The 19,567-nt window shown below is 30.2% G+C and carries 20 protein-coding genes and 2 tRNA genes; 2 read left to right on the top strand and 20 right to left on the bottom strand.

Annotated features, from left to right (window positions below; translation table 11 throughout):
• Positions 1-11: 11 nt before the first annotated feature.
• The 9 genes from ftsA to FD06_RS02715 form a co-directional block, all read right to left on the bottom strand.
• Complete coding sequence (gene ftsA, locus FD06_RS02755; protein WP_056966024.1) at positions 12-1,334, bottom strand: cell division protein FtsA; 1,323 nt, start codon at positions 1,332-1,334, stop codon at positions 12-14.
• Between the two features lie 97 nt (positions 1,335-1,431).
• The gene (locus FD06_RS02750) at positions 1,432-2,223 is read right to left on the bottom strand and encodes a cell division protein FtsQ/DivIB (RefSeq protein ID WP_056965922.1); all 792 of its coding nucleotides are present in this window, start codon (positions 2,221-2,223) and stop codon (positions 1,432-1,434) included.
• 12 nt (positions 2,224-2,235) lie between these two features.
• The gene (gene murG / locus FD06_RS02745) at positions 2,236-3,333 is read right to left on the bottom strand and encodes an undecaprenyldiphospho-muramoylpentapeptide beta-N-acetylglucosaminyltransferase (protein ID WP_056965920.1); all 1,098 of its coding nucleotides are present in this window, start codon (positions 3,331-3,333) and stop codon (positions 2,236-2,238) included.
• Positions 3,330-4,721 (bottom strand): UDP-N-acetylmuramoyl-L-alanine--D-glutamate ligase, encoded by a 1,392-nt coding sequence (gene murD, locus FD06_RS02740; protein ID WP_056965918.1) that lies wholly within the window; start codon positions 4,719-4,721, stop codon positions 3,330-3,332. The genes murG and murD overlap by 4 nt, the downstream gene beginning before the upstream one ends.
• A 14-nt stretch (positions 4,722-4,735) precedes the next feature.
• Positions 4,736-5,692 (bottom strand): phospho-N-acetylmuramoyl-pentapeptide-transferase, encoded by a 957-nt coding sequence (mraY, locus tag FD06_RS02735; RefSeq protein ID WP_156403085.1) that lies wholly within the window; start codon positions 5,690-5,692, stop codon positions 4,736-4,738.
• Positions 5,693-5,712: 20 nt separating this feature from the next.
• A complete protein-coding gene (locus FD06_RS02730; RefSeq protein WP_056965914.1) occupies positions 5,713-7,854 on the bottom strand; it encodes a penicillin-binding transpeptidase domain-containing protein in 2,142 nt (713 codons plus the stop codon).
• Positions 7,851-8,231, bottom strand: a complete 381-nt coding sequence (gene ftsL / locus FD06_RS02725) for a cell division protein FtsL (RefSeq protein ID WP_054658272.1) — start codon at positions 8,229-8,231, stop codon at positions 7,851-7,853. The genes FD06_RS02730 and ftsL overlap by 4 nt, the downstream gene beginning before the upstream one ends.
• Positions 8,232-8,245: 14 nt before the next feature.
• Positions 8,246-9,190 carry a 16S rRNA (cytosine(1402)-N(4))-methyltransferase RsmH gene (rsmH, locus tag FD06_RS02720; protein WP_056965912.1) on the bottom strand — a complete coding sequence of 315 codons (945 nt, stop codon included), beginning with the start codon at positions 9,188-9,190 and terminating at the stop codon, positions 8,246-8,248.
• A gap of 185 nt (positions 9,191-9,375) precedes the next feature.
• Positions 9,376-9,747 carry a DUF3397 family protein gene (locus FD06_RS02715; RefSeq protein ID WP_054658274.1) on the bottom strand — a complete coding sequence of 124 codons (372 nt, stop codon included), beginning with the start codon at positions 9,745-9,747 and terminating at the stop codon, positions 9,376-9,378.
• Positions 9,748-9,832: 85 nt separating this feature from the next.
• Here FD06_RS02715 and FD06_RS07505 point away from each other — a divergent pair, with 85 nt between their 5' ends.
• Positions 9,833-9,952, top strand: coding sequence for a DUF4044 domain-containing protein (locus FD06_RS07505; protein ID WP_082605268.1), 120 nt, complete (start codon positions 9,833-9,835; stop codon positions 9,950-9,952).
• A 30-nt stretch (positions 9,953-9,982) separates the two neighbouring features.
• Here FD06_RS07505 and FD06_RS02710 read toward each other — a convergent pair whose 3' ends face one another.
• Genes FD06_RS02710 through FD06_RS02685 form a run of 6 tightly spaced genes read right to left on the bottom strand, consistent with a single transcriptional unit; the run spans position 9,983 to position 15,930 of the window.
• Complete coding sequence (locus FD06_RS02710; RefSeq protein WP_056965909.1) at positions 9,983-12,226, bottom strand: DNA translocase FtsK; 2,244 nt, start codon at positions 12,224-12,226, stop codon at positions 9,983-9,985.
• A gap of 12 nt (positions 12,227-12,238) precedes the next feature.
• Positions 12,239-12,751 carry a tRNA (cytidine(34)-2'-O)-methyltransferase gene (locus FD06_RS02705; RefSeq protein WP_054658285.1) on the bottom strand — a complete coding sequence of 171 codons (513 nt, stop codon included), beginning with the start codon at positions 12,749-12,751 and terminating at the stop codon, positions 12,239-12,241.
• A gap of 20 nt (positions 12,752-12,771) precedes the next feature.
• Positions 12,772-13,617 carry a methyltransferase domain-containing protein gene (locus tag FD06_RS02700; protein WP_056965907.1) on the bottom strand — a complete coding sequence of 282 codons (846 nt, stop codon included), beginning with the start codon at positions 13,615-13,617 and terminating at the stop codon, positions 12,772-12,774.
• A gap of 9 nt (positions 13,618-13,626) precedes the next feature.
• The gene (locus FD06_RS02695) at positions 13,627-14,505 is read right to left on the bottom strand and encodes an RluA family pseudouridine synthase (protein ID WP_054658276.1); all 879 of its coding nucleotides are present in this window, start codon (positions 14,503-14,505) and stop codon (positions 13,627-13,629) included.
• Entirely contained in the window at positions 14,498-15,307 is an 810-nt protein-coding gene (locus FD06_RS02690; protein ID WP_056965905.1) for an NAD kinase, read from the bottom strand. The genes FD06_RS02695 and FD06_RS02690 overlap by 8 nt, the downstream gene beginning before the upstream one ends.
• Positions 15,307-15,930: a GTP pyrophosphokinase gene (locus FD06_RS02685; RefSeq protein WP_056965904.1), complete on the bottom strand. Its 624-nt coding sequence runs from the start codon at positions 15,928-15,930 to the stop codon at positions 15,307-15,309. Before FD06_RS02685 ends, FD06_RS02690 begins: the two co-directional genes overlap by 1 nt.
• Positions 15,931-16,119: 189 nt before the next feature.
• Between FD06_RS02685 and FD06_RS02680 the strand changes: the two genes are divergently transcribed.
• Positions 16,120-16,731 (top strand): DsbA family protein, encoded by a 612-nt coding sequence (locus FD06_RS02680; protein WP_056965902.1) that lies wholly within the window; start codon positions 16,120-16,122, stop codon positions 16,729-16,731.
• Between the two features lie 7 nt (positions 16,732-16,738).
• Here FD06_RS02680 and FD06_RS02675 read toward each other — a convergent pair whose 3' ends face one another.
• From FD06_RS02675 to FD06_RS02655, 5 genes are all read right to left on the bottom strand, one after another.
• The gene (locus FD06_RS02675; protein WP_056965900.1) at positions 16,739-17,806 is read right to left on the bottom strand and encodes a competence protein CoiA; all 1,068 of its coding nucleotides are present in this window, start codon (positions 17,804-17,806) and stop codon (positions 16,739-16,741) included.
• 60 nt (positions 17,807-17,866) lie between these two features.
• On the bottom strand, positions 17,867-18,499 hold the full coding sequence (locus FD06_RS02670; RefSeq protein WP_054658283.1) for an adaptor protein MecA: 633 nt from the start codon (positions 18,497-18,499) through the stop codon (positions 17,867-17,869).
• Between the two features lie 78 nt (positions 18,500-18,577).
• The gene (locus FD06_RS02665; protein ID WP_056966023.1) at positions 18,578-19,318 is read right to left on the bottom strand and encodes an MBL fold metallo-hydrolase; all 741 of its coding nucleotides are present in this window, start codon (positions 19,316-19,318) and stop codon (positions 18,578-18,580) included.
• 72 nt (positions 19,319-19,390) lie between these two features.
• A tRNA-Asp gene (locus FD06_RS02660) sits at positions 19,391-19,464 on the bottom strand.
• A gap of 13 nt (positions 19,465-19,477) precedes the next feature.
• Positions 19,478-19,551, bottom strand: a tRNA-Met gene (locus FD06_RS02655).
• Positions 19,552-19,567: the final 16 nt, after the last annotated feature.

Genomic DNA, 19,567 nt, shown 5'->3' with positions numbered 1-19,567 from the left:
CCTCCGTATTTTTAGTCAAAAAAGTTATTAAAGAATTTCTTTATTGATTCTCCGCTTTTTTTAAGCGTCTTTTTACCTTGCTTAGAAAAAGATTCTCTAGACTCTTTAGGAGTTTCCAGTTGTTGTTCTTGATAAACTGGTTCTTCTTCTTCATGTTGTTGATTATTCGAATTATTGTCTAGAGCAGACCTAACCAAAGCTTGTGTTTCACTCATGTTAGCACAATAAGTCACTAAAGATAAAGGGGTCGCAAATGAAGGATGTCTTAGCCCCATCTGGTTTGGAAAATACAGTCTAACATTAGTATTAAATTTATCAGCTATTAGAGCAGATATTCCAGGTAAAGCTGCAACTCCACCAGTTAGAACAATTCCACCAGGTAATTTTAAAGCTGAAATATCATTTAAATTTTTATATAGTCGATCTAAGATTTGGTCAAGTCTTGCTTGAATAATTTCAGCTAAATACTTTTCAGAAATTCTAACAGGCTTGCTCTGTCCAACTACGTCGACAGGAAATTCAGTTTCATCAGAAGCATCTAGTGCGTCGGCTTTACCATAATCTCTCTTAATACGTTCCGCACTTTCAAAAGAAGTGTTTAAGACAACTGATATATCCTTACTTATAAAGTCGCCGCCTTCGTTATCAATGGTACTAAACTTCAATTGATGGTCATGGATTACAGAAGCGGTCGATTGACCTCCACCCAGCTCAATTAGTACCGTTCCAAAATCTTGTTCACCATCATCTAAAATGGTCTGACCTTGAGCAAGAGAATTTATAATAACAGCTTGAACATTCAGGCCAGCTTTAGAAACTGCTTTTTTAGTATTGTGAATTAGAGTCTTGGGTCCGGTAATGATTCGGCCACGCATTTCTAATCTTACTCCTACCATTCCCCTAGGATCTTTTATTCCGTCAAATCCATCGACAATAAATTCATCAGATAAAGTATCTATTATTTCCCTTTCAGGTGGTAAGTTTCTGGTAGTTGCAGAAACAGCAACCTTTCTAACATCATTATTATTAATTTCCCTAGATTGTTCGCCTATAGCAATCATTCCATTGCAAGGCTCTATTTTTAGTTGATTAGCGGGTAAACCCACAATTACATCATTAATAGTCATTCCTGATTTTTCTTCAGCTTGAACTATTGCTTTTTTAATAGCACCAGCAGCTCTATCAATATCAACAATTATACCTCTGCTTACTCCTTCAGAACGTTGATTTCCAATTCCTAGTACATTTATTTGATCTCTAATTTTTTCAGCAACGATAACTTTGATTGATGTAGTTCCGATGTCTAATCCTACATATGTTCTTGAACTCATAATAAACAAGGAACCTCCATTCTAAACGCATAAATATAGTTTAATTCTATCATAATAATATGTATGTAAAAAGATTTTATAGTTTAATAAAATCTAAAACTTACCTATTACTTTGTGGATAAGAGTAAGCCCCTACTTCTAATTTTATAACACTTTTAGATTTTAATTTGGAAGCAATCGAGTGATAATAAGGCATTTTACTCTTAAAGTTACTAATTAATACATAAACTTTATTTCCATCACGCATATATAAACGCAAACCATCAGGAAATATACTGGTAGGATTGAATGATATAACTCTAATGTTATTTTTTATATATGATGGCAAATTATTCATCGCTTTTACAACATATTTTCTTTGTTCATTATTTGTAAAATTAACTAAATAAGGAAGTTTATCAGTATTTGGATTGTCTACCGATGAACTTAAAACTTTGCCGCTTTCAAGTATAGGATAGGCTCTGTTGTTTTTGTCAGAATTATAGCCAATTACTTTGTATTGCTCAATATATATTTTCACATTATTTATACCATTCATTTTAAAATTAGCATGTTTTATTTGTGAGTTGTTTTTAGTTAATTTTTCATTTAATAGTTTGTTTTTTCCGATGACTTTAAAAACAGAATCTCCAACATGCACATTAGCTTTATTTTTTATATAGCTTTTAGAAACAATATTATTTCCTACAACAGATATAGAATTTATCTTGCTTAAAGGCGAAATAAAATAAAGAGATATTAGTAAAACTAAAAATAATGGCACAAAGAATACTAAAAATTTTTTTAATGTGCTTTTTTTTCTTGAGTTGTCTAAAGGTAATACTCTCTTTTTTTTATCTTTTGTAGAATGAGATTTAAAAATATTATTTAAAAGAAATTTATTTAACTTCATTAACAAAAACCTCTATTTTAAAATTGAGCGAGCCATATCTAAAACTAAGTCAGCTGAATTTCTACACCCCATGTTGTATGAATTCTCTTTCATCAACATTCTTTCATTTTTATTATTCATAATTTGATCAGCATTTTCAGTTAATCTTTTAACATTTAAATCATTTTCAGTGATTATTAAAGCAGCTCCATTTTTAACTAAGCTAAGAGCGTTCTTAGTTTGGTGATCAGCTGTCACATATGGACTTGGTATTAATATAGAAGGAATCCCAAGAGCCGTAATTTCAGCTAAACTAGTTGCTCCAGCACGTCCAATAATCGCATCTACTTTAGGTAAAATTTCAGGCATATTCGAAATATAGTCTTTTATTATTACATTATTTCCTACGTTAATTTTGTTGTTATCTATATAATTCATAATGGAGTCATATCTCTTTTGACCAGTTACAAAAACAACTTGATAATCACAACCATTAAAATGTTTAATTGCTTCTGCAGTAACTTGATTAATTTTTAGAGCACCCTGACTACCACCAAATATTAACAAGGTAGGTTTGTTGTCATCAAGACCATAACTGCTCCATTTAAAATCACTTTGAATGTTTGCAACTTGTTGAGCACGTGGATTTCCTGCAAAAAAGGTCTTGTTAGCTGGAAATTGTTTGATTGCATCCTTGAATCCAACAGCAATTTTATCAACATGTTTACTTAAAAAACGATTAGTTAATCCAACTACACTGTTTTGTTCATGTATCATTGTTGGCACATGCATTTTAGAAGCGGCATAAACAACTGCACCTGATACATATCCACCTGTACCAATAACGACATCAGGTTTAAAATCCTTTATTATTTTTTTTGAGTTATGTACACTCTTCAAAAATAAAGCAACTGTTTCAAAATTATATAATGAAAGAGACCTTTTAAATCCTTGAATCTTAAGAGCTTTGAATGGTATTCCTTTTTTAGGAACAATTTCTTTTTCCAAACCTCTAGTTGAACCAATATACAAAACTTCAGATTGAGGCTCTTGTTTCAATAAATCTTCAATTAAGGCTAAGGCTGGATATATGTGTCCACCAGTACCTCCACCAGAAATTATCATTCTCATTGTTTAACCTCTTTTACACCAGTAATTTTTTTAATATCATGAATAAATCGATCACCACGTTCTTCAAAAGTATTAAATTGATCCCAACTAGCATTGGCCGGCGATAAAAGTATTACATCACCTGGTTCACTAAATTTATAAGCTATAGGAACCGCCTGATCTATATTGTCAACCAATTTAATATTTTCAACGCCTGCTTTTTCAGCAGCATCCTTAAGTAAATGCTTAGTTTCTCCAAATAAAACAACGGCTTTAACATTTTTAGATAAATTAGGAACTAATTTATCAAATTTATATCCTCTATCCAGACCACCAGCTAGTAAAACAATTGGTTCATCAAATCCATTCAGTGCCATTTGAGTTGCTTCAATATCAGTAGCTTTAGAATCATTATAAATTTTACGTCCATCAGCTTCTAAAACATATTGCACACGATGTCTTACCCCATTAAATTTGCTTAACACTGATTTAATAGAATTATTATCAACGCCTTTAATTTTAGCTACTGCAATTGCTGCTAATGCATTTTCAACGTTTTGTTCACCCGGTAGCTTAATGTCTTTAACATCCATAACATATTCAGATTTAAAATAAATCTTATCATTTTGTACATATGCACCTAATTTAGAATTCCCCTTTCTAGAAAAAGGAACAACCTGTGCTTTACTACGTTTACTTAAATCACGCCATTCAGCTGTATCAAAGTTAACAACAAAATAATCATTTTCGTCTTGATTCTTAGTAATGTTCATTTTAGCATTAACATAATTTTCTCTAGTTTTATGATAATCTAGGTGATTAGAAAAAATATTAGTTAGCACTGCAATGTGTGGATGCAAAGAAGTAATTCCTAAAAGCATAAAGCTAGATAATTCCATAACAATTGAATCTTTGCTACCAGCGTTAGCAGCTACTTGGGTAGCAGGAACTCCAATATTACCAGCTACATAAGACTTACCAGAAGTACGATTTGCATTTAACATTTTATTTATCATAGTAGTAGTCGTAGTCTTACCGTTACTTCCCGTGACACCTATCAATTCTGCATCAGTTATTTCACTAGCTAATTGCACTTCAACAATAATAGGAATGTCCATTTGTTCAGCTTTTTCAACCACTGGATTATCGTAAGGTATCCCAGGATTTTTAACCATTAAGTCAAAATCATCATCCAAAATAGAAGCATCTTGTTTTCCTAAAATTACATTGACATTATCAGCTACTAAACTATCGTACTCAGGTACTTCACTTTTATTCTTTCTATCGTTCAAAGTAACCTTTGCACCCATTTTAATAAGTAATTTAGCTGCGTTAGTACCACTTTTACCCGCACCTAAAACTAAAACTTTTTTATTTGCATAAACATTTTTTATGCTAATCATATGCATACACCTTCATCTAATTAAATAATTAATAACACACCTGTTATCGCAGTTAATAATCCAACACCCCAAAATGCGAAGTCTACTTTCCATTCACTCCACCCCAACATTTCAAAATGATGATGGATTGGGGACATTAAAAATACTCTTTTACCGGTTAATTTAAAACTAGCTACTTGAATAATGACACTTAAAGTTTCTAAAACAAATACAAGTCCTATCCATATTAATGAGAGTTCATGATGCAATAAAATAGAAACAGCTGCAAGTGCTCCACCTAATGCTAAAGAACCCATATCGCCCATAAATATTTTAGCTGGTTTATGGTTATAGAATAGAAAAGCAATCAAGGCTCCTACTACTGATATACAAAAAATCATTACATCGGTCTGACCTTGTGCACACGCAATGATTGCATATGCTAAAAAGGCAATAATACTTAATCCACTAACTAACCCATCTAATCCATCTGCTAAGTTAACAGCATTAGAAAAACCGGTTAGCCAAAAAACTATAAATATTATATAAAAAGCTCCCAAATGCCAATCGCCAATGAACGGAATTCCAATAGACATTGGAAAGTGTTGTGCATAAACAAACGTGAAAATTAAGGCACCCACAACCTGTCCCAAAAACTTTTGCCAGGCTTTTAAGCCTTCATTTTGTCTTCTAAATAATTTAATACTGTCATCCCACATACCTAGCAATCCATACAAAATTAGGATGAATATTAAAACAATTATTGTTGCATTTAGCGTTTTATTAAATAACGAAACAATTAAACTAGATATTGTAATGGCAATGATAAATAGTAATCCTCCCATAGTTGGAGTACCAGATTTTTTTTCATGCCATTTTGGTCCTTCTTCTCTAATCATTTGGCCTTCATGTTTACTTATAAAATATTTTATTAATGAAGGCATGAAAATAAAAGTAAGTATAAAACTAATTAACAGTGAACCTAATGCACTGTACATAAAAATCATCCTATCTTATATTATTTAAATTTAACTGTAACTTTTTTACCACTAGTTAATAATTCACCTGGACTTAAGCTTTGCTTATAAGCATATCCATCACCAACAGCATTCAATTTAATTCCTGCCATATGACAATAAGTATATACATCATATTTAGACCAATGTTTTAAATTATTCATGGTTTTAACACCATCAGTCATTAAAATAACTTTGCGGGCCTTTGAAATGATTTGACCTGCCGAAATTGACTGATCAATAACTTCATTCCCATTTCCCAGCACTGCATATTTATAATCATTAGTAGTTAAAATGTTCTTAGCTTTTTCTAAATCCATGTTTGAAACATCCGGAATTTTACCATCAGAAGAATTATTCGCATTTACATCCTCTTCCAAGGCTAATTTCATAACTGGGTTAAATATTTGAGCCATTAATTGAGTCGGAGTTTTAGTTCCAGTTAAACGAGGCTGTTTCATTGTAATGTATAAAATATACTTAGGATTATTAGCTGGAGCAATTCCAGCAACTGAGTATAGATAGCTGTCGTCTCCAGACGCATAACCACTACGCCCATCACTGACTTGTGCAGTCCCTGTTTTAGCAGCAATTTTATAACCTGGTATTTTGTAATCAGAACCTATTCCATATGGTTTATAAACAACATCTTCCATGTGCTTTATAACTTTTTTAGCGGTTTTAGCAGATATAGGATGTCCAACAACCTGCTTATTATACTGCTTAATTACCTTATCGTTATTAGGATTATCAATTTTTGATATAAACCTAGGTTTTAACATATAACCATTATTTGCAATTGAAGATAGGGCTTGAATCATTTGAAGAGCGGTAACCTGAATTCCCTGGCCAAAAGCAGTATTAGCTTGTTCAATAGGATATTTAAATTGCATACTTCCTGATTGTTCTCCATCGAATCCTGAATTAGTAGTTCTTAAAAATTTAAATTTATTAATATATTCAGACCATGTTTTGGAACCCATTTGCTGTTCTAAATGAGCCATCGCCACGTTACTAGACAAAGCAAATCCTTTGTCATAAGTAATTCTACCCCAACCATTGGTATTCCAATCCGGAACTATTTTTCCATCAATAGCATATCTACCCGATAAATAAGTATCATTTCCATTATAATTTCCACTATTAATTGAAGATGCCATGGTAAATATCTTCATAGTAGAACCAGGTTCATAAGAATCTTGCCACAAAGTATTTCTCCAAATGTCTCCAATACCTTCCATGTTAGTAGCGTTAAAAGTAGGTCTTTGCGATGCTGCTAAAATGTCTCCAGTTTTAGCATTCATCAAAATAGCGTTCATAGTAGATGGATGTACTTCAGAATTAACATTAGACATTTCGGTTTCTAGTAAAGATTGAAGTCTGTAATCTAAAGTAGTATAAATATTGTTACCATTTTTAGCTTTAACGCCTTTGGATTTGGTATTTGGTAATTGAACACCATTATAATCTTTTTGAATATGAACTAAACCATTTTTCCCAGTTAACAATTTATTAAATTGTTTTTCAATTCCCATTTGGCCCACTAAGTCACCGTTTCCGTTTCCACTAGCATAACCAATGATGTGAGAAGCAAAAATTCCATTCGGATAAAGTCTAGATTGTTGTTGTTCAAAATGTATTCCCGTAACATTATATTTGTCAATTTTATTCTTAGTTGTTACAGATATATTTTTACCAGCCGAACCAATTTCTACTTGAAAAGCTTTTTTATTAGAAATTATTTTCATAACCTTTTTATAAGATATTGGCAATGTTTTAGATAAAGCTTGAGCTACTTTAGATTTATCGGTCACGTACAATGGGCGACCATTTGAATCTTTTTGATTTTCGCTTTTATATAATTGTATATATATATTATACGTGTTGGAATCTTCAGCTAAAGGCTGGCCACCAGAGTCATAAATTGTCCCTCGCTTAGCTCTTATAACATTAGTCTTTGTGTAAAGTTCTTTCGCCTGTTCACTTAAATTAACGTTATTCACTTTTTTAAAAATGGCTATATAAGTAAACCTTAACGCTATCAATAAAAAAACGCCTATACAAAATAAAAATAAGCATCTACCGAAGATACTACGGTTTGTTTGGCGTTTATTAAAGCTATTCATTTTTTCGTTGTTATTCATTTAACTACATTCCTTACATTGTCGTTAGATAATGATAAACCGCTTTTATTAGCAATCTTTTGAAGACGATTACTGTTTTGTAGTTCACCAACTTGTTGTTTTAAATTATTATTATCACTATGAGTTTTATTAAGATTACTAACAGTTTCGTGTAAGTTATTAGAAGCATCACCCAAGCTAACCTTAGATGAAACCAAAATAATCATTAAGGAAAACACTAAAAACAAACCCAATATTAAACTAACCTTTTCAAATTTAGAAAATTTAAGGCTAAATACATTAATATTACTATTATAGTTTTGTTGTCTATTGCGTTTTGGTTCCCTAGAAAAGTAGACTTCTTCTTGATTGCTACTTGCCAAATTATTTTGAGCCATATAAATACTTCTTTCTATTTAATTTTCTCAATCACACGTAGTTTAGCACTGTGAGCTCTATGATTGTTTTTTAACTCGTCTGAGCTAGGTAATATAGGTTTTCTATTTACCAACTGAAAATGAGGCTGCATTTCAGGAGGAATGATAGGTAAGTTGTGTGGTAAATCTTTGATTGTTGATTTCTCTTTGAAAATATTTTTAACTAAGCGATCTTCTAACGACTGAAACGTAATTACACTAATTCTTCCACCAACATCTAACAAATCTAGTGCCTGTTCTAAAGAATCTTCTAATGCACCTAACTCATCGTTAACAGCTATTCTTAAAGCTTGAAATACTTTCTTTGCTGGATGACCACCATGTCTTCTTGCTGCTGCTGGAATACTACTTTTTATGATTTCTACTAATTCTTCTGTAGTATCAATAGCCTTACTTGATCTTATTTTTTCAATTTTTCTAGCAATTGGTTTGGCAAACTTTTCTTCACCATATCTAAAAAATATTTTTACTAACTTTTCATATGGCCACTGATTTACAACAGTCCAAGCATCCAAACCTTGCCTTCTATCCATACGCATATCTAATCTAGCATCATATCGATAACTAAACCCACGTTCACCATCATCAAATTGTGGTGATGAAACGCCTAAATCATAAACAATTCCGTCTACTTTAGTTACATTTAGGGTATTTAATGCCTTAGAAAGATTTCTAAAATTATCATGTACAAAAGTAACCATGTAATTTTTTATAAATTTTTCTAGATGCTTTTGATTATACTTAATAGCAGTATCATCTTGATCAAAAGAATAAAGATGTCCATTAGACAATTGTTTTAATATTTCTTGACTATGTCCACCACCACCTAAAGTGCAGTCAACATATTTTCCGTTTTCTTTTACATCTAATTGATTGATTGCTTCTTTTAGTAAAACTGTCGTATGATCAAAATTTACCACTTATTTTCACCCTTTAAATTTAATAATTATATTATGTAACAAAAAACGAACTTTTTCATGACCCAATAAGGCTTATAGGTATGATTTTACCACTATACAATAGTTTATACTATAGTATTAAAGCTTTTTTAGAGCAAAAATAAAATATAAATAAAACTAAAAACAATGTTCGTGTTTTATTTTTATTAAATCCATCTAACTACTGAAAATAAAACAATTAAAATCCAGGCAACAAAGCTATATAAAGAACTAAATTTCAACAAAAGAAAACATAATTTTCCATATCCTATGTTCCCCTTCTTGATTAAGAGCAAACTAGTAATAAAAATTAAGCAAATGGTCCAAATCATGATTACGTATGGAAGTAATGAATATCCATGCTTATTTAAACTTATTTGACGAATATATATAAACATGATTGGCATAAAAAATTGATTTACCTTAACATTACCAATCCAATTAAATTTCAAAATTTTTTTTATAAGATTAAAAATAACTGAAAATATAAATAAAAATAATATTTGGAAAAGCAATAATTTAAATAGTTCTAATAACATATAATAATCTCCCTAATTTATTTGCAAACTCATAACATCAAATGTAAACTTAATAATAATATATTTTTAAGAAAGTGGTGTAAAAATGTCTAAAAAGAAAAAGACCGGTTTTCAAAAGGTTACTATGATTTTTGTGTGGATAATGATTATTTTAATGGTCGGTGGCCTAATATTAGGTTCTCTTATATCACTTATGAACAATTAAAAATAAAAGCTGGGGAAATTCCCCAGCTTTTTAATTATCCATTTGCTTGTAAACTTCCCGAGGCTTGCTTCCTTCTTGTGGTCCTATATATCCTCTTTGTTCCATATCGTCAATGATTCTAGCAGCACGATTGTATCCTATTCTAAATTGACGTTGTAATAGTGATGTACTAGCCTTTTGTTGTTTTACAACAAACTTTAAAGCATCGACAAATAAGTCGTCTTGTTCTTCATTTTGTTGTTCTTTTTTTAATTCCTCATCTGAAACAACCATTGAATTATCATACTCAGGTGATTGTTGTTGCTTTACAAAGTCAACAACATTTTCTACATCCGTATCAGGTATAAAAGCACCCTGAACACGAATAGGTTTATTTTTGTCAATAGGAAGATACAACATATCACCACGACCTAACAGCTTTTCAGCTCCGTTAGAATCTAAAATCGTTCGCGAGTCAATTCCACTAGAAACTGCAAAAGCAATTCTTGAGGGTACATTGGATTTAATAAGTCCAGTAATAACATCGACTGAAGGACGTTGGGTAGCTATAATCATATGGATTCCAGCGGCTCGTCCCATTTGTGCCAATCTAATAATTGCACTTTCTACGTCATTAGATACTGTCATCATTAAATCAGCTAACTCATCAATCACTACGACAATATAAGGTAATTTAGGTCGACTGCCACCATCTTCATAGTTTAAACTATCTACATAATCATTATAATTACTTATTTTTCTTTGATTATGTTTAGCAAATATTTCGTACCTATTTTCCATTTCATTAACTACTTTGTGTAACGAACGGGCAGCTTTTTTAGGTTCAGAAACGACAGGTGATAATAAATGTGGAATGCCATTGTACACCCCTAATTCCACTTTTTTGGGGTCTATCAACATAAACTTAACTTGTTTGGGCGATGCATTCATTAATATACTGGTAATTATACTATTAACCGCAACCGACTTACCACTACCAGTAGAACCAGCAATTAGGAGATGTGGAAGCTTAGTTAAGTTACTAGATATAACATTTCCATTAACATCGCGTCCCAAAGGAACCTGCAATAAATTATGCTTAGGATTATTTTGCGACTCTATAACATCCCTGAAAGAAACCATAGACACTTCTTTATTTGGCACTTCAATTCCAATTAACGACTTCCCAGGAATGGGAGCTTCAATTCGAATATCTTTTGCAGCTAACGCTAATGCTAAATCATCAGCTAAGTTAACAATTTTACTAACTTTAACTCCAATGGCTGGATGAAGTTCGTATTCAGTTACTGAAGGGCCTAAATTTACGTTTTTTATATCAGCTTCTACTCCAAAACTCTCTAAAGTTTTTTGAAGTATTTTAGTATTTTCACCGATAGCTTTATATTCGTTATCTTGGTTTCCAGTTGGAATTTGTGTTAACAAACTAGAATCCGGCAGTACATATTCTCCATCATTATTGGAAGGCTCATTATCATTAGTTTCTTTGGCTTCAACGTTTTTAATATCATCGTCTTCAGATGACTTTTGAACTTTTTCATCTTTAATTGAACGGTGAATTGAAGGTTCTAAAGGACTTTCTTTTTTATCATTACTTCTTTCATCGTTTTTAGATAAGTATTTAGTAGGGCTTTTTTGATGACGTGGGGAAACTCTATTTTTATTTAAAAATTTAATATTTAAACTCTTATACTTGTTTTTTAATTTATTAATATAATCATTTAATATATTAGAAATATCATTAATCCCTAGATTAAAGATAAACATAAATCCAATAGCAATAATTATCAAAGCAATAATAGCTGAACCAATCATTGAACCTAAAATATTAAATATGCTTAATAGAAGTGCACCAGTAATGCCTCCACCAACACTAACATTAACTGTAGAAGCTACGAAGTCATTCTTTATTGCATTAACCACATATAAAATAAAATTAACATTTGGAGTTTTTATAAAAGTAAAAACTGAACATAGTAACAATAAACCGATAGTAATTAAAAAACATCCTATTGTTTTTTTATAGTTAAAAGTAAAACTACTGCCCTGTAATAATAATTTAATCCCCACAAAAGTAGAAATTAAAAGACCTAAAAGAAATAGATTGCCAAATAAAGCTCTAAAAATAAGTATAGATAAGTTTCCAATTAATCCTAGATGAAAAACACCAAAAATAGATACCAGAATTATAAAAGCACCAATTATATTTAAGTTATAGTCACTGCTAATTAACTTTCTTTTATTCTTTCTTCTTTTTTTAGACTGTCTTTTTGTCAAACTAAAACCTCTTTATTTCAATTTATCATATTCATACTTATGTGACTTTTCAAGATTAGGAAAGTTTTGTTGCCTTAAAGCTTCATATATAACAATTGCACAAGTATTAGAAAGATTTAAAGCTCTTATATGCGTATCGTCTTGTGGAATTCTAATTGCTTTTTCAGAGTTGTCTCGCATAAATTGTTCAGGTAACCCAGTTGTTTCCTTACCAAACATAAAATAATAATCCAGCTCTTCGTTATTGTAATTAACACTGGTATAATCTTTTTCGGCAAATTTTGAAACTAAAAGCAGACGTGAGTTGTTATCTAAAGTTTTCATGAATTCAGGTAAGCTTTCATGATAATTGATATTCACTTTATCCCAATAGTCTAGCCCTGCTCTTTTTAAATGCTTATCGTCTACTGAAAAACCGAGAGGCTTAATCAAATCTAGCACTGTATCAGTACCTGCACATGTTCTAGCAATATTCCCAGTGTTAGCTGGCATTAGTGGTTCAAATAAAACAATATGATTAGTCATTTTATATAAAACTCCTTTAATTAAAATTTTGTATCTAACACACAAACATCTACTGTTATTTGACTTAATTTATCCATATTTAAATCTTTGTTAACTTCTTTCCCCCAATGCATGGGTGTCATTAAAACTAAATCTTTTTTTAGTTCATCTGGAAGTTCTAAAGTATACTTTACGTTGCTTACTTCTGAATTTGGATAATTTTTCATATATAAATCTAAAACTTTGTGATTATCATAACTACTACGATCTTTATGCTCGCCATAAAGTAAATGTCTCAACTCAATTAAATAGTTAGCGTTAGGAATGACTTTTATTAAATGGCCATTTTTTCTAATAACTCGATTGAATTCAGAATATGCGGAAGGTGAAAATAAATCCACTATTACATCAAAAGAATCATCTAAAAAAGGCAACTGAGTTAAATCAGCAACACAATAAAAAGCATTTAAGTCATTATAATCGGTAGCCAAATTAATTCCTGGCTTAGAAATATCAAAGCCTATCCCTTTATCAATATTATTACGTTTATTCAATAAATAATTCAATGGTGTTCCCTCACCACATCCAATATCTAAAATAGATTGAGAACTATTAGGAATTTTATTTGATATTTCATTAATAATTCCATTAAAAAGGCCAAAATTTATTATATTTCTCCTAGATAAAAGCATCTTTTTATCATATTCAGAGTTAACTTTATGATTAATAAAATACAAACTACCTTTTTTAGATAAATCTAAATTATGATTATTAAAACATACTATTCCATTGTCACTCACTTTTATAAAGTTATCATGACATATGGGACATCTAAACATTTCTAAACTAGAGTTAAGAAACTTTTTAGCTATCTCAATTTTTTTCATAATTACTCCTTAAATCAAGCTATTTATATCATCTGGTAAGTCAGCATGACAGTTGATATTCTTTTTGTCAAAAGGACTATAAAACCTTAAATTATAGCAGTGTAAAGCCTGTCTGCTCATACTTTTATCTTTAGGATTATATAACCAATCACCTAGTAATGGATGACCGATATAACTAAAATGAACACGTATTTGATGCGTCCTACCAGTCAGTAGTCTTACCTTTACTAAGGTAGCATTTCTACTAACTTTTAATACCCAAAACTCAGTTTTAGACATCTTGCCGTCGTCTCTAACTGTTCTTTTAACAAATGAATCCTGTAACCTTCCAATAGGTAGATTAATTTGACAGTGTTTGTGATGAATTTTACCGCTAGCTAAAGCCATATACGTTTTACTTAATTTATGATCTTTTAACTGCTTATCAAGTACCGAGTGAGCCAGATGATGTTTAGCAAATAAAACCAGCCCACTAGTATCTTTATCTAATCTAGTAACAATATGAACTTTTTGATTAGCATATTGCTTTTTTAAATAATATCCTTTAACACGATTAACTAGACTATCTTCACTATAAATTCGAGATGGAACTGATGCTAATCCAGCTGGTTTATTTATTACTAAGAAATGTTCATCCTCGTAAATAATGTTAACTTGCTTATATGAAGGTTTCACATAATCATTTGACGGTTCTGGCGGTAATACTAATTTTATCTTGTCATCTTTTTTTATTACAAAATTAGCATACCTTTCCTTGTTATTAACTATAGTTTTTCCACCATGAAATTTAATTGCCTTGAAGAGTGTTCTAGTAACTCCATGTTGCATAAGCAACGTTCTTAGTTTCATTGGTTGATTATCTTGCATAGTCCAATTAAACTCAGTCATTATTATGAACTCCAATAAACGAGTTACTTACTCTTTTCCAAAAATGAGTATGGCGATACTGTGCAAAATAAATTCTACTATCGGAAATGCTATAAGATATTGATTTTATTAAACGATTTTTGATAAATAATTGATCACAAGTCAATATATTATACATAGGATTATCTGGCACTATTGTAATCCATTCATCGGGTGGAATAATAATCGGCGAGCCTAAAGTTCTAAAAACTCGGTTATTAATTGACGCCATTTCAGAAACCTGAATAGCATTTAATTGTGGATTAATGATAGCTCCGCCGACTGATTTATTATAAGCTGTTGAACCAGTTGGAGTCGAAATACATAATCCATCCCCTCTAAATTTCTCAAAAAACTCACCTTTGATGTAAACGTCTGTAACCATGGTTCCATTAATCTGTTTTAAAGTAGATTCATTCAAAGCTACTAAATTATCGTCAGGGCCATCATCGGTATACTCTATTTTTATAGACAATAAAGGATAGCTCACACTTTGCCCATTGTCATGTTCTAAACTATCGATTAACTTAGAAACTTCATAGTCACGCCAATCTGTATAAAAGCCTAAATGTCCTGTATGAATACCAACAAATCTAATATTATTTACAGAATCGTTGTAATGATGAAAGGCAGAAAGTAACGTTCCATCTCCACCCACTGATATGACTATTTCAGGATTAAGACCATCATATTCTAATAGGCTAGAATTAGATATTTTATTTCTTAATTGGTTAGCAACCTTATTAGATGTTTTACCGTCATTGCTATAAATTGCTACTTTCATTATTCATCATCCTTAATGTTTGAATCACTACTATTAATGTACTCCAGCTCATCTTTTATTTTTAACATGTCCTCATCCAACTTAAAAGTTTTAGTAGCCGCTATTTGTAATCTTTTCTTTAGGTCATCAGGGAATTCCCCCTTATGCTTATATCCTAAAGAATGTTCAACAGTTGCCCAAAAATTCATTGCCAAAGTTCTAATTTGAATTTCAGCTAGAATACTTTTCTCACCATTGTACAAATCAATTCCATATTCAAAAACAATGTGATAAGATCGATAACCACTGTTTTTAGCATTATGAACATAGTCTCGTTCTTCTAAAATATTTAAATCGCCCCTTTTTCTTAATATGTCAACTACCTTATATATATCATCGACAAAAGGACAAATAATTCTCAACCCAGCTATGTCTTCCATATCTTGAGCTAATCTGTCCTCAGAAATATAGCGTCTAACCATTTTTTCTTTAATGCTAGAAACCGGCTTCACTCTTCCTGTAACAAATTCAATTGGTGCAGTTTGCCTATTTCTTTCAAATTCTTTTTTTATGCCACGTAGTTTAATTTTTAATTCACTAACAGCCTGTTGATAAGGAAACAAAAAAGCATCCCATTCTTCCATATTTTTCACCACCATAGACCGTATTTACTATTTAATTTTACCATACTTTACATACCCTCAATAAATTACATGTTCACATAAATGTCAATAATTATTATATTTCTTTAAGCAAATTTATTGTATTTAGTTACAAATTTGGTATGCTTTTATATGAGTTTTACGATAATTAATTTAGTTAGGAGGGGTTAAATGTTTGAATTATTTTTATTTGTCGATCCGTTATGTAAAAAATGTATGAAAGCTGAAAACATTGTTACAAACATTTCTAACGACCTAGATTATAAATTTAAATTTCAATTTATACCTATGCTTAACTTAAGAATTATAAACAAAACTCTTAAAAAAATGGAACTTAAGAATGAAAATGTAACTATAAACAAAGTACAAAAATTATATTATAGAATAATCTTAGATTATAAAGCAGCACTGTTTCAAGGAATGAAACGTGGACGAAATTTCTTAATGTATTTACAAGAAGAATTATTATTCAATAATAAACAATATTCTGAAGAATTAATTTTTTCAATTGCAGAAAAAGCCAAATTAGATTTGGAAATGTTTAGAGAAGATCGAGTTTCTAAATTAGCTAAAAGAGAGTTAAAAAAAGACCAGTTATTGGCTAATCAGATGAATGTTACTAGTCCTGATTCAGCCGTTTTATTCGATTGCAGCAAAATAAATAGTGATGGAATTATGCTAAAAAACATAAATTACTCTATTTTATTTAAAACTTGTTGTAAAGAAAGAATCTTTAATACCCAAAAATATGGTAAATTTTGTAAATTGCATATAATAAAATAAATAAAGTCTACAAGTTTAGTTTGTAGACTTTATTTATTTTATCATTAAAGGTTAAAAAATCTTTAGGAACACGATTTATATGATAAATGTCGTTAATTTTAGTTATATATTTTCCTTTAATCAACCTATTCATATATTCATTTATATCGTTTTTAATAAATCTAGCCACAATATCAGGAGACACTAGAGTTAGATTGATGAAATTACTTATTACATAATTAAATACATAATCTTCACTATTGTTATTTAAAATATTAAAAATATATATTCTTAAAAAAATGGGATTGATTTTATATAAAGGAATAGTTCGTCTAGGAAAATGAAAAAGCAACGGACATGTTAGCAAGTTGAAATCATTTTGATAACATGTATTTTGAACATTTTGTAGTAATTTATTTTTATAAAATAGGTCTTTTTCTATTTTTTTAATACTATAAATTAAAGAATTTCTTATAATAAACTGACCAAAATTCATTTTACTTTTGAAAACTAAAAATGAATTCCAGTCACTAAATCTCTGTTCCTTGAAAATAATTTTGCCATCTATCATTGAAATTTGGTAATTAACTATTAGCTCAGAAGATTTAAAATCCCAAAAAAGTATATAAAACCCCAACTTTATTGAGTATGTATAAAACTTTTTAATCGATTGATTAAATTTATTCTGATAATATTTACTTCCTAAAATCCAAAAATATTTTATTTTTAATTTTGAATAACCATCATTTCTTTCATTAAGACGTTTAATATTTATACTGCTACATTGAAATTCTACTACATTGTCATCAAACATAATATCTGGTCTTTGCTTAATACTTGGTAGATACTTTTCAATGAAAACGTTATTTTTATGTAAAAATTTAGATATTGCTAATTTTCCAATTATATGTTCATTAGTTTCACTTTCATTGTTAATATTACAATTATAATTTGAAAAATGAGCAAAATGAGCACATTTAAAATTACCTAATTTTATGAAAACTGGATTCCCACAGGATGTACAAAAATACCTTTGAGAATTTAATTTTCTTGATGCAAAAACTTTATGGTTATTTTCATCATTCGCTGTTAGCATCCGACAGTCACCTTTTTTAATAATATACGAAAAAAGATAGCGAAAAATTCCGCTATCTTTCTATTTAAAATAATATCTAGCTAATTCTAAAGCTCCCGTATCCATAATACGCTTACCATGCTCGTCGAAAAATCTAGAATTTTTATCAAACTTGTTGCCATATTCATAGGCAATAGCTAAACTGTCTTTAATGCTTTCTTCATCGGTTCCACCTACGTTGACAAAAAATGTAAGCTCTAAGAAGTATTTACTTTTATAAAAGTAAAGATTAGAAGCACCATTTTCTATTCTTAGTACTTTAGATAAACTTATAAAATCTTCAAAAGAATTAAATTTAATAATGAAATTTCTAGTATAAGCGTCATCATTATTATTTAAACTATAATTATCAGCATTTTTTATATCATTATTGTCTATAGTAGTTGAATTACTAAAAGAATCATCCTGATCTATATGTTCACCTTTGCTTATAAATAATTCTAAACCGTTTTTATTTGGCAAAACTTGAAAAGTAACAGAACCATCTTGTTGAAATTGATGTTCAGAATCAACTTCTTCTAAAATGCTATAAAAGAAACCTTCAATTTGTTTTCGGTTACCTAATAAATCTAAAACAGTTATTCCGCGTTCATCTAAATCACTATTATTTATCAAAACTCGGATGGTGTCTTCATTTATTCTTTCCATTTCCATAAAAAACACCTCACTTCGTATTAATTGGTGTAAAACCATGATATAACATTAGAGTTAATTGGTAAACTATAAAGTTCCTTATATTTCAATTGATAAGTTTAATTTAGCAAGCAAAACCTCAACGTCATTAGATGATTTTTCTTTAGCTTCATTTAATAAAATATTTAAATCACCATATTGTGGTAAATGACTCAACAACAATTTTTTAGAATTAGAATTCTTAGCCAATAAGCCTGATTCTTCAGAAGTCATATGCCATTTTTTACCTTTTTTATCACCATAAAAATTGGTATCTGTAATTAATAAATCTGAATTTTTAGAGAAATCAACTAACTCGTCAAAATAATAAGTATCAGATGTATAAACTAATACTTTATTGGTACTTTTTTCTAAAATGCGCATAGCAAATGAAGGAACTGGATGGTGAACTTCTTTAAAAATAATCTCAAAAGGCCCTAGGTTTAGAACGCTTCCGGCATTATAAGATTTTCCAACTGTAGAATTAGGCCAATTAAATGATTTAACCATATTCAAATCAGTATCATTTCCGTATATGGGTAAAATACTTTTGTTTGGTCTTTTATTATGTAATTGCCAATAATACTGTAATACACCAATATCTGCCATGTGATCATGATGATAATGAGATATTAAAACTGAGTCTAGCATAAGAGGATCAATATTGTTTTCCAAACTAATTAAGTCTCCACTGCCGCAGTCAATCATCAGATTATAGTTGTTACTAGTTAGTAAATAAGAACTTGTTCCAACATCATTATATGGATATCCACCATAGTAACCTAAAACTTTTAAATAAATAACAATCACCTCTCGAGACAATTATAAAGCAAAAAAGAGAAATATCAAAAGATATTTCTCTTTTTAAGTAGACGGTCCGTACGAGACTCGAACTCGTGATCTCCTGCGTGACAGGCAGGCGTCCTAACCAGCTAGACCAACGGACCAAACTTGTTTCAATTGCGGGAGCTGGATTTGAACCAACGACCTCCGGGTTATGAGCCCGACGAGCTACCGGACTGCTCTATCCCGCGATAATATTATAATAAA

The organism is Apilactobacillus ozensis DSM 23829 = JCM 17196, from assembly GCF_001435995.1.
GTDB classification, from domain to species: Bacteria; Bacillota; Bacilli; order Lactobacillales; family Lactobacillaceae; genus Apilactobacillus; species Apilactobacillus ozensis.
The sequence above is the reverse complement of the archived record's forward strand: the minus strand, read 5'-3'. Positions and strand labels throughout refer to the sequence as shown.

Excerpts from the sequence above, each read along its gene's own strand:
- FD06_RS02750 (WP_056965922.1), bottom strand. The coding sequence starts at position 2,223 with ATGAAGTTAAATAAATTTCTTTTAAATAATATTTTTAAATCTCATTCT.
- murG (WP_056965920.1), bottom strand. The coding sequence starts at position 3,333 with ATGAGAATGATAATTTCTGGTGGAGGTACTGGTGGACACATATATCCA.
- murD (WP_056965918.1), bottom strand. The coding sequence starts at position 4,721 with ATGCATATGATTAGCATAAAAAATGTTTATGCAAATAAAAAAGTTTTA.
- mraY (WP_156403085.1), bottom strand. The coding sequence starts at position 5,692 with ATGTACAGTGCATTAGGTTCACTGTTAATTAGTTTTATACTTACTTTT.
- FD06_RS02730 (WP_056965914.1), bottom strand. The coding sequence starts at position 7,854 with ATGAATAACAACGAAAAAATGAATAGCTTTAATAAACGCCAAACAAAC.
- ftsL (WP_054658272.1), bottom strand. The coding sequence starts at position 8,231 with ATGGCTCAAAATAATTTGGCAAGTAGCAATCAAGAAGAAGTCTACTTT.
- FD06_RS02715 (WP_054658274.1), bottom strand. The coding sequence starts at position 9,747 with ATGTTATTAGAACTATTTAAATTATTGCTTTTCCAAATATTATTTTTA.
- FD06_RS07505 (WP_082605268.1), top strand. The coding sequence starts at position 9,833 with ATGTCTAAAAAGAAAAAGACCGGTTTTCAAAAGGTTACTATGATTTTT.
- FD06_RS02705 (WP_054658285.1), bottom strand. The coding sequence starts at position 12,751 with ATGACTAATCATATTGTTTTATTTGAACCACTAATGCCAGCTAACACT.
- FD06_RS02700 (WP_056965907.1), bottom strand. The coding sequence starts at position 13,617 with ATGAAAAAAATTGAGATAGCTAAAAAGTTTCTTAACTCTAGTTTAGAA.
- FD06_RS02695 (WP_054658276.1), bottom strand. The coding sequence starts at position 14,505 with ATGACTGAGTTTAATTGGACTATGCAAGATAATCAACCAATGAAACTA.
- FD06_RS02690 (WP_056965905.1), bottom strand. The coding sequence starts at position 15,307 with ATGAAAGTAGCAATTTATAGCAATGACGGTAAAACATCTAATAAGGTT.
- FD06_RS02685 (WP_056965904.1), bottom strand. The coding sequence starts at position 15,930 with ATGGAAGAATGGGATGCTTTTTTGTTTCCTTATCAACAGGCTGTTAGT.
- FD06_RS02680 (WP_056965902.1), top strand. The coding sequence starts at position 16,120 with ATGTTTGAATTATTTTTATTTGTCGATCCGTTATGTAAAAAATGTATG.
- FD06_RS02675 (WP_056965900.1), bottom strand. The coding sequence starts at position 17,806 with ATGCTAACAGCGAATGATGAAAATAACCATAAAGTTTTTGCATCAAGA.
- FD06_RS02670 (WP_054658283.1), bottom strand. The coding sequence starts at position 18,499 with ATGGAAATGGAAAGAATAAATGAAGACACCATCCGAGTTTTGATAAAT.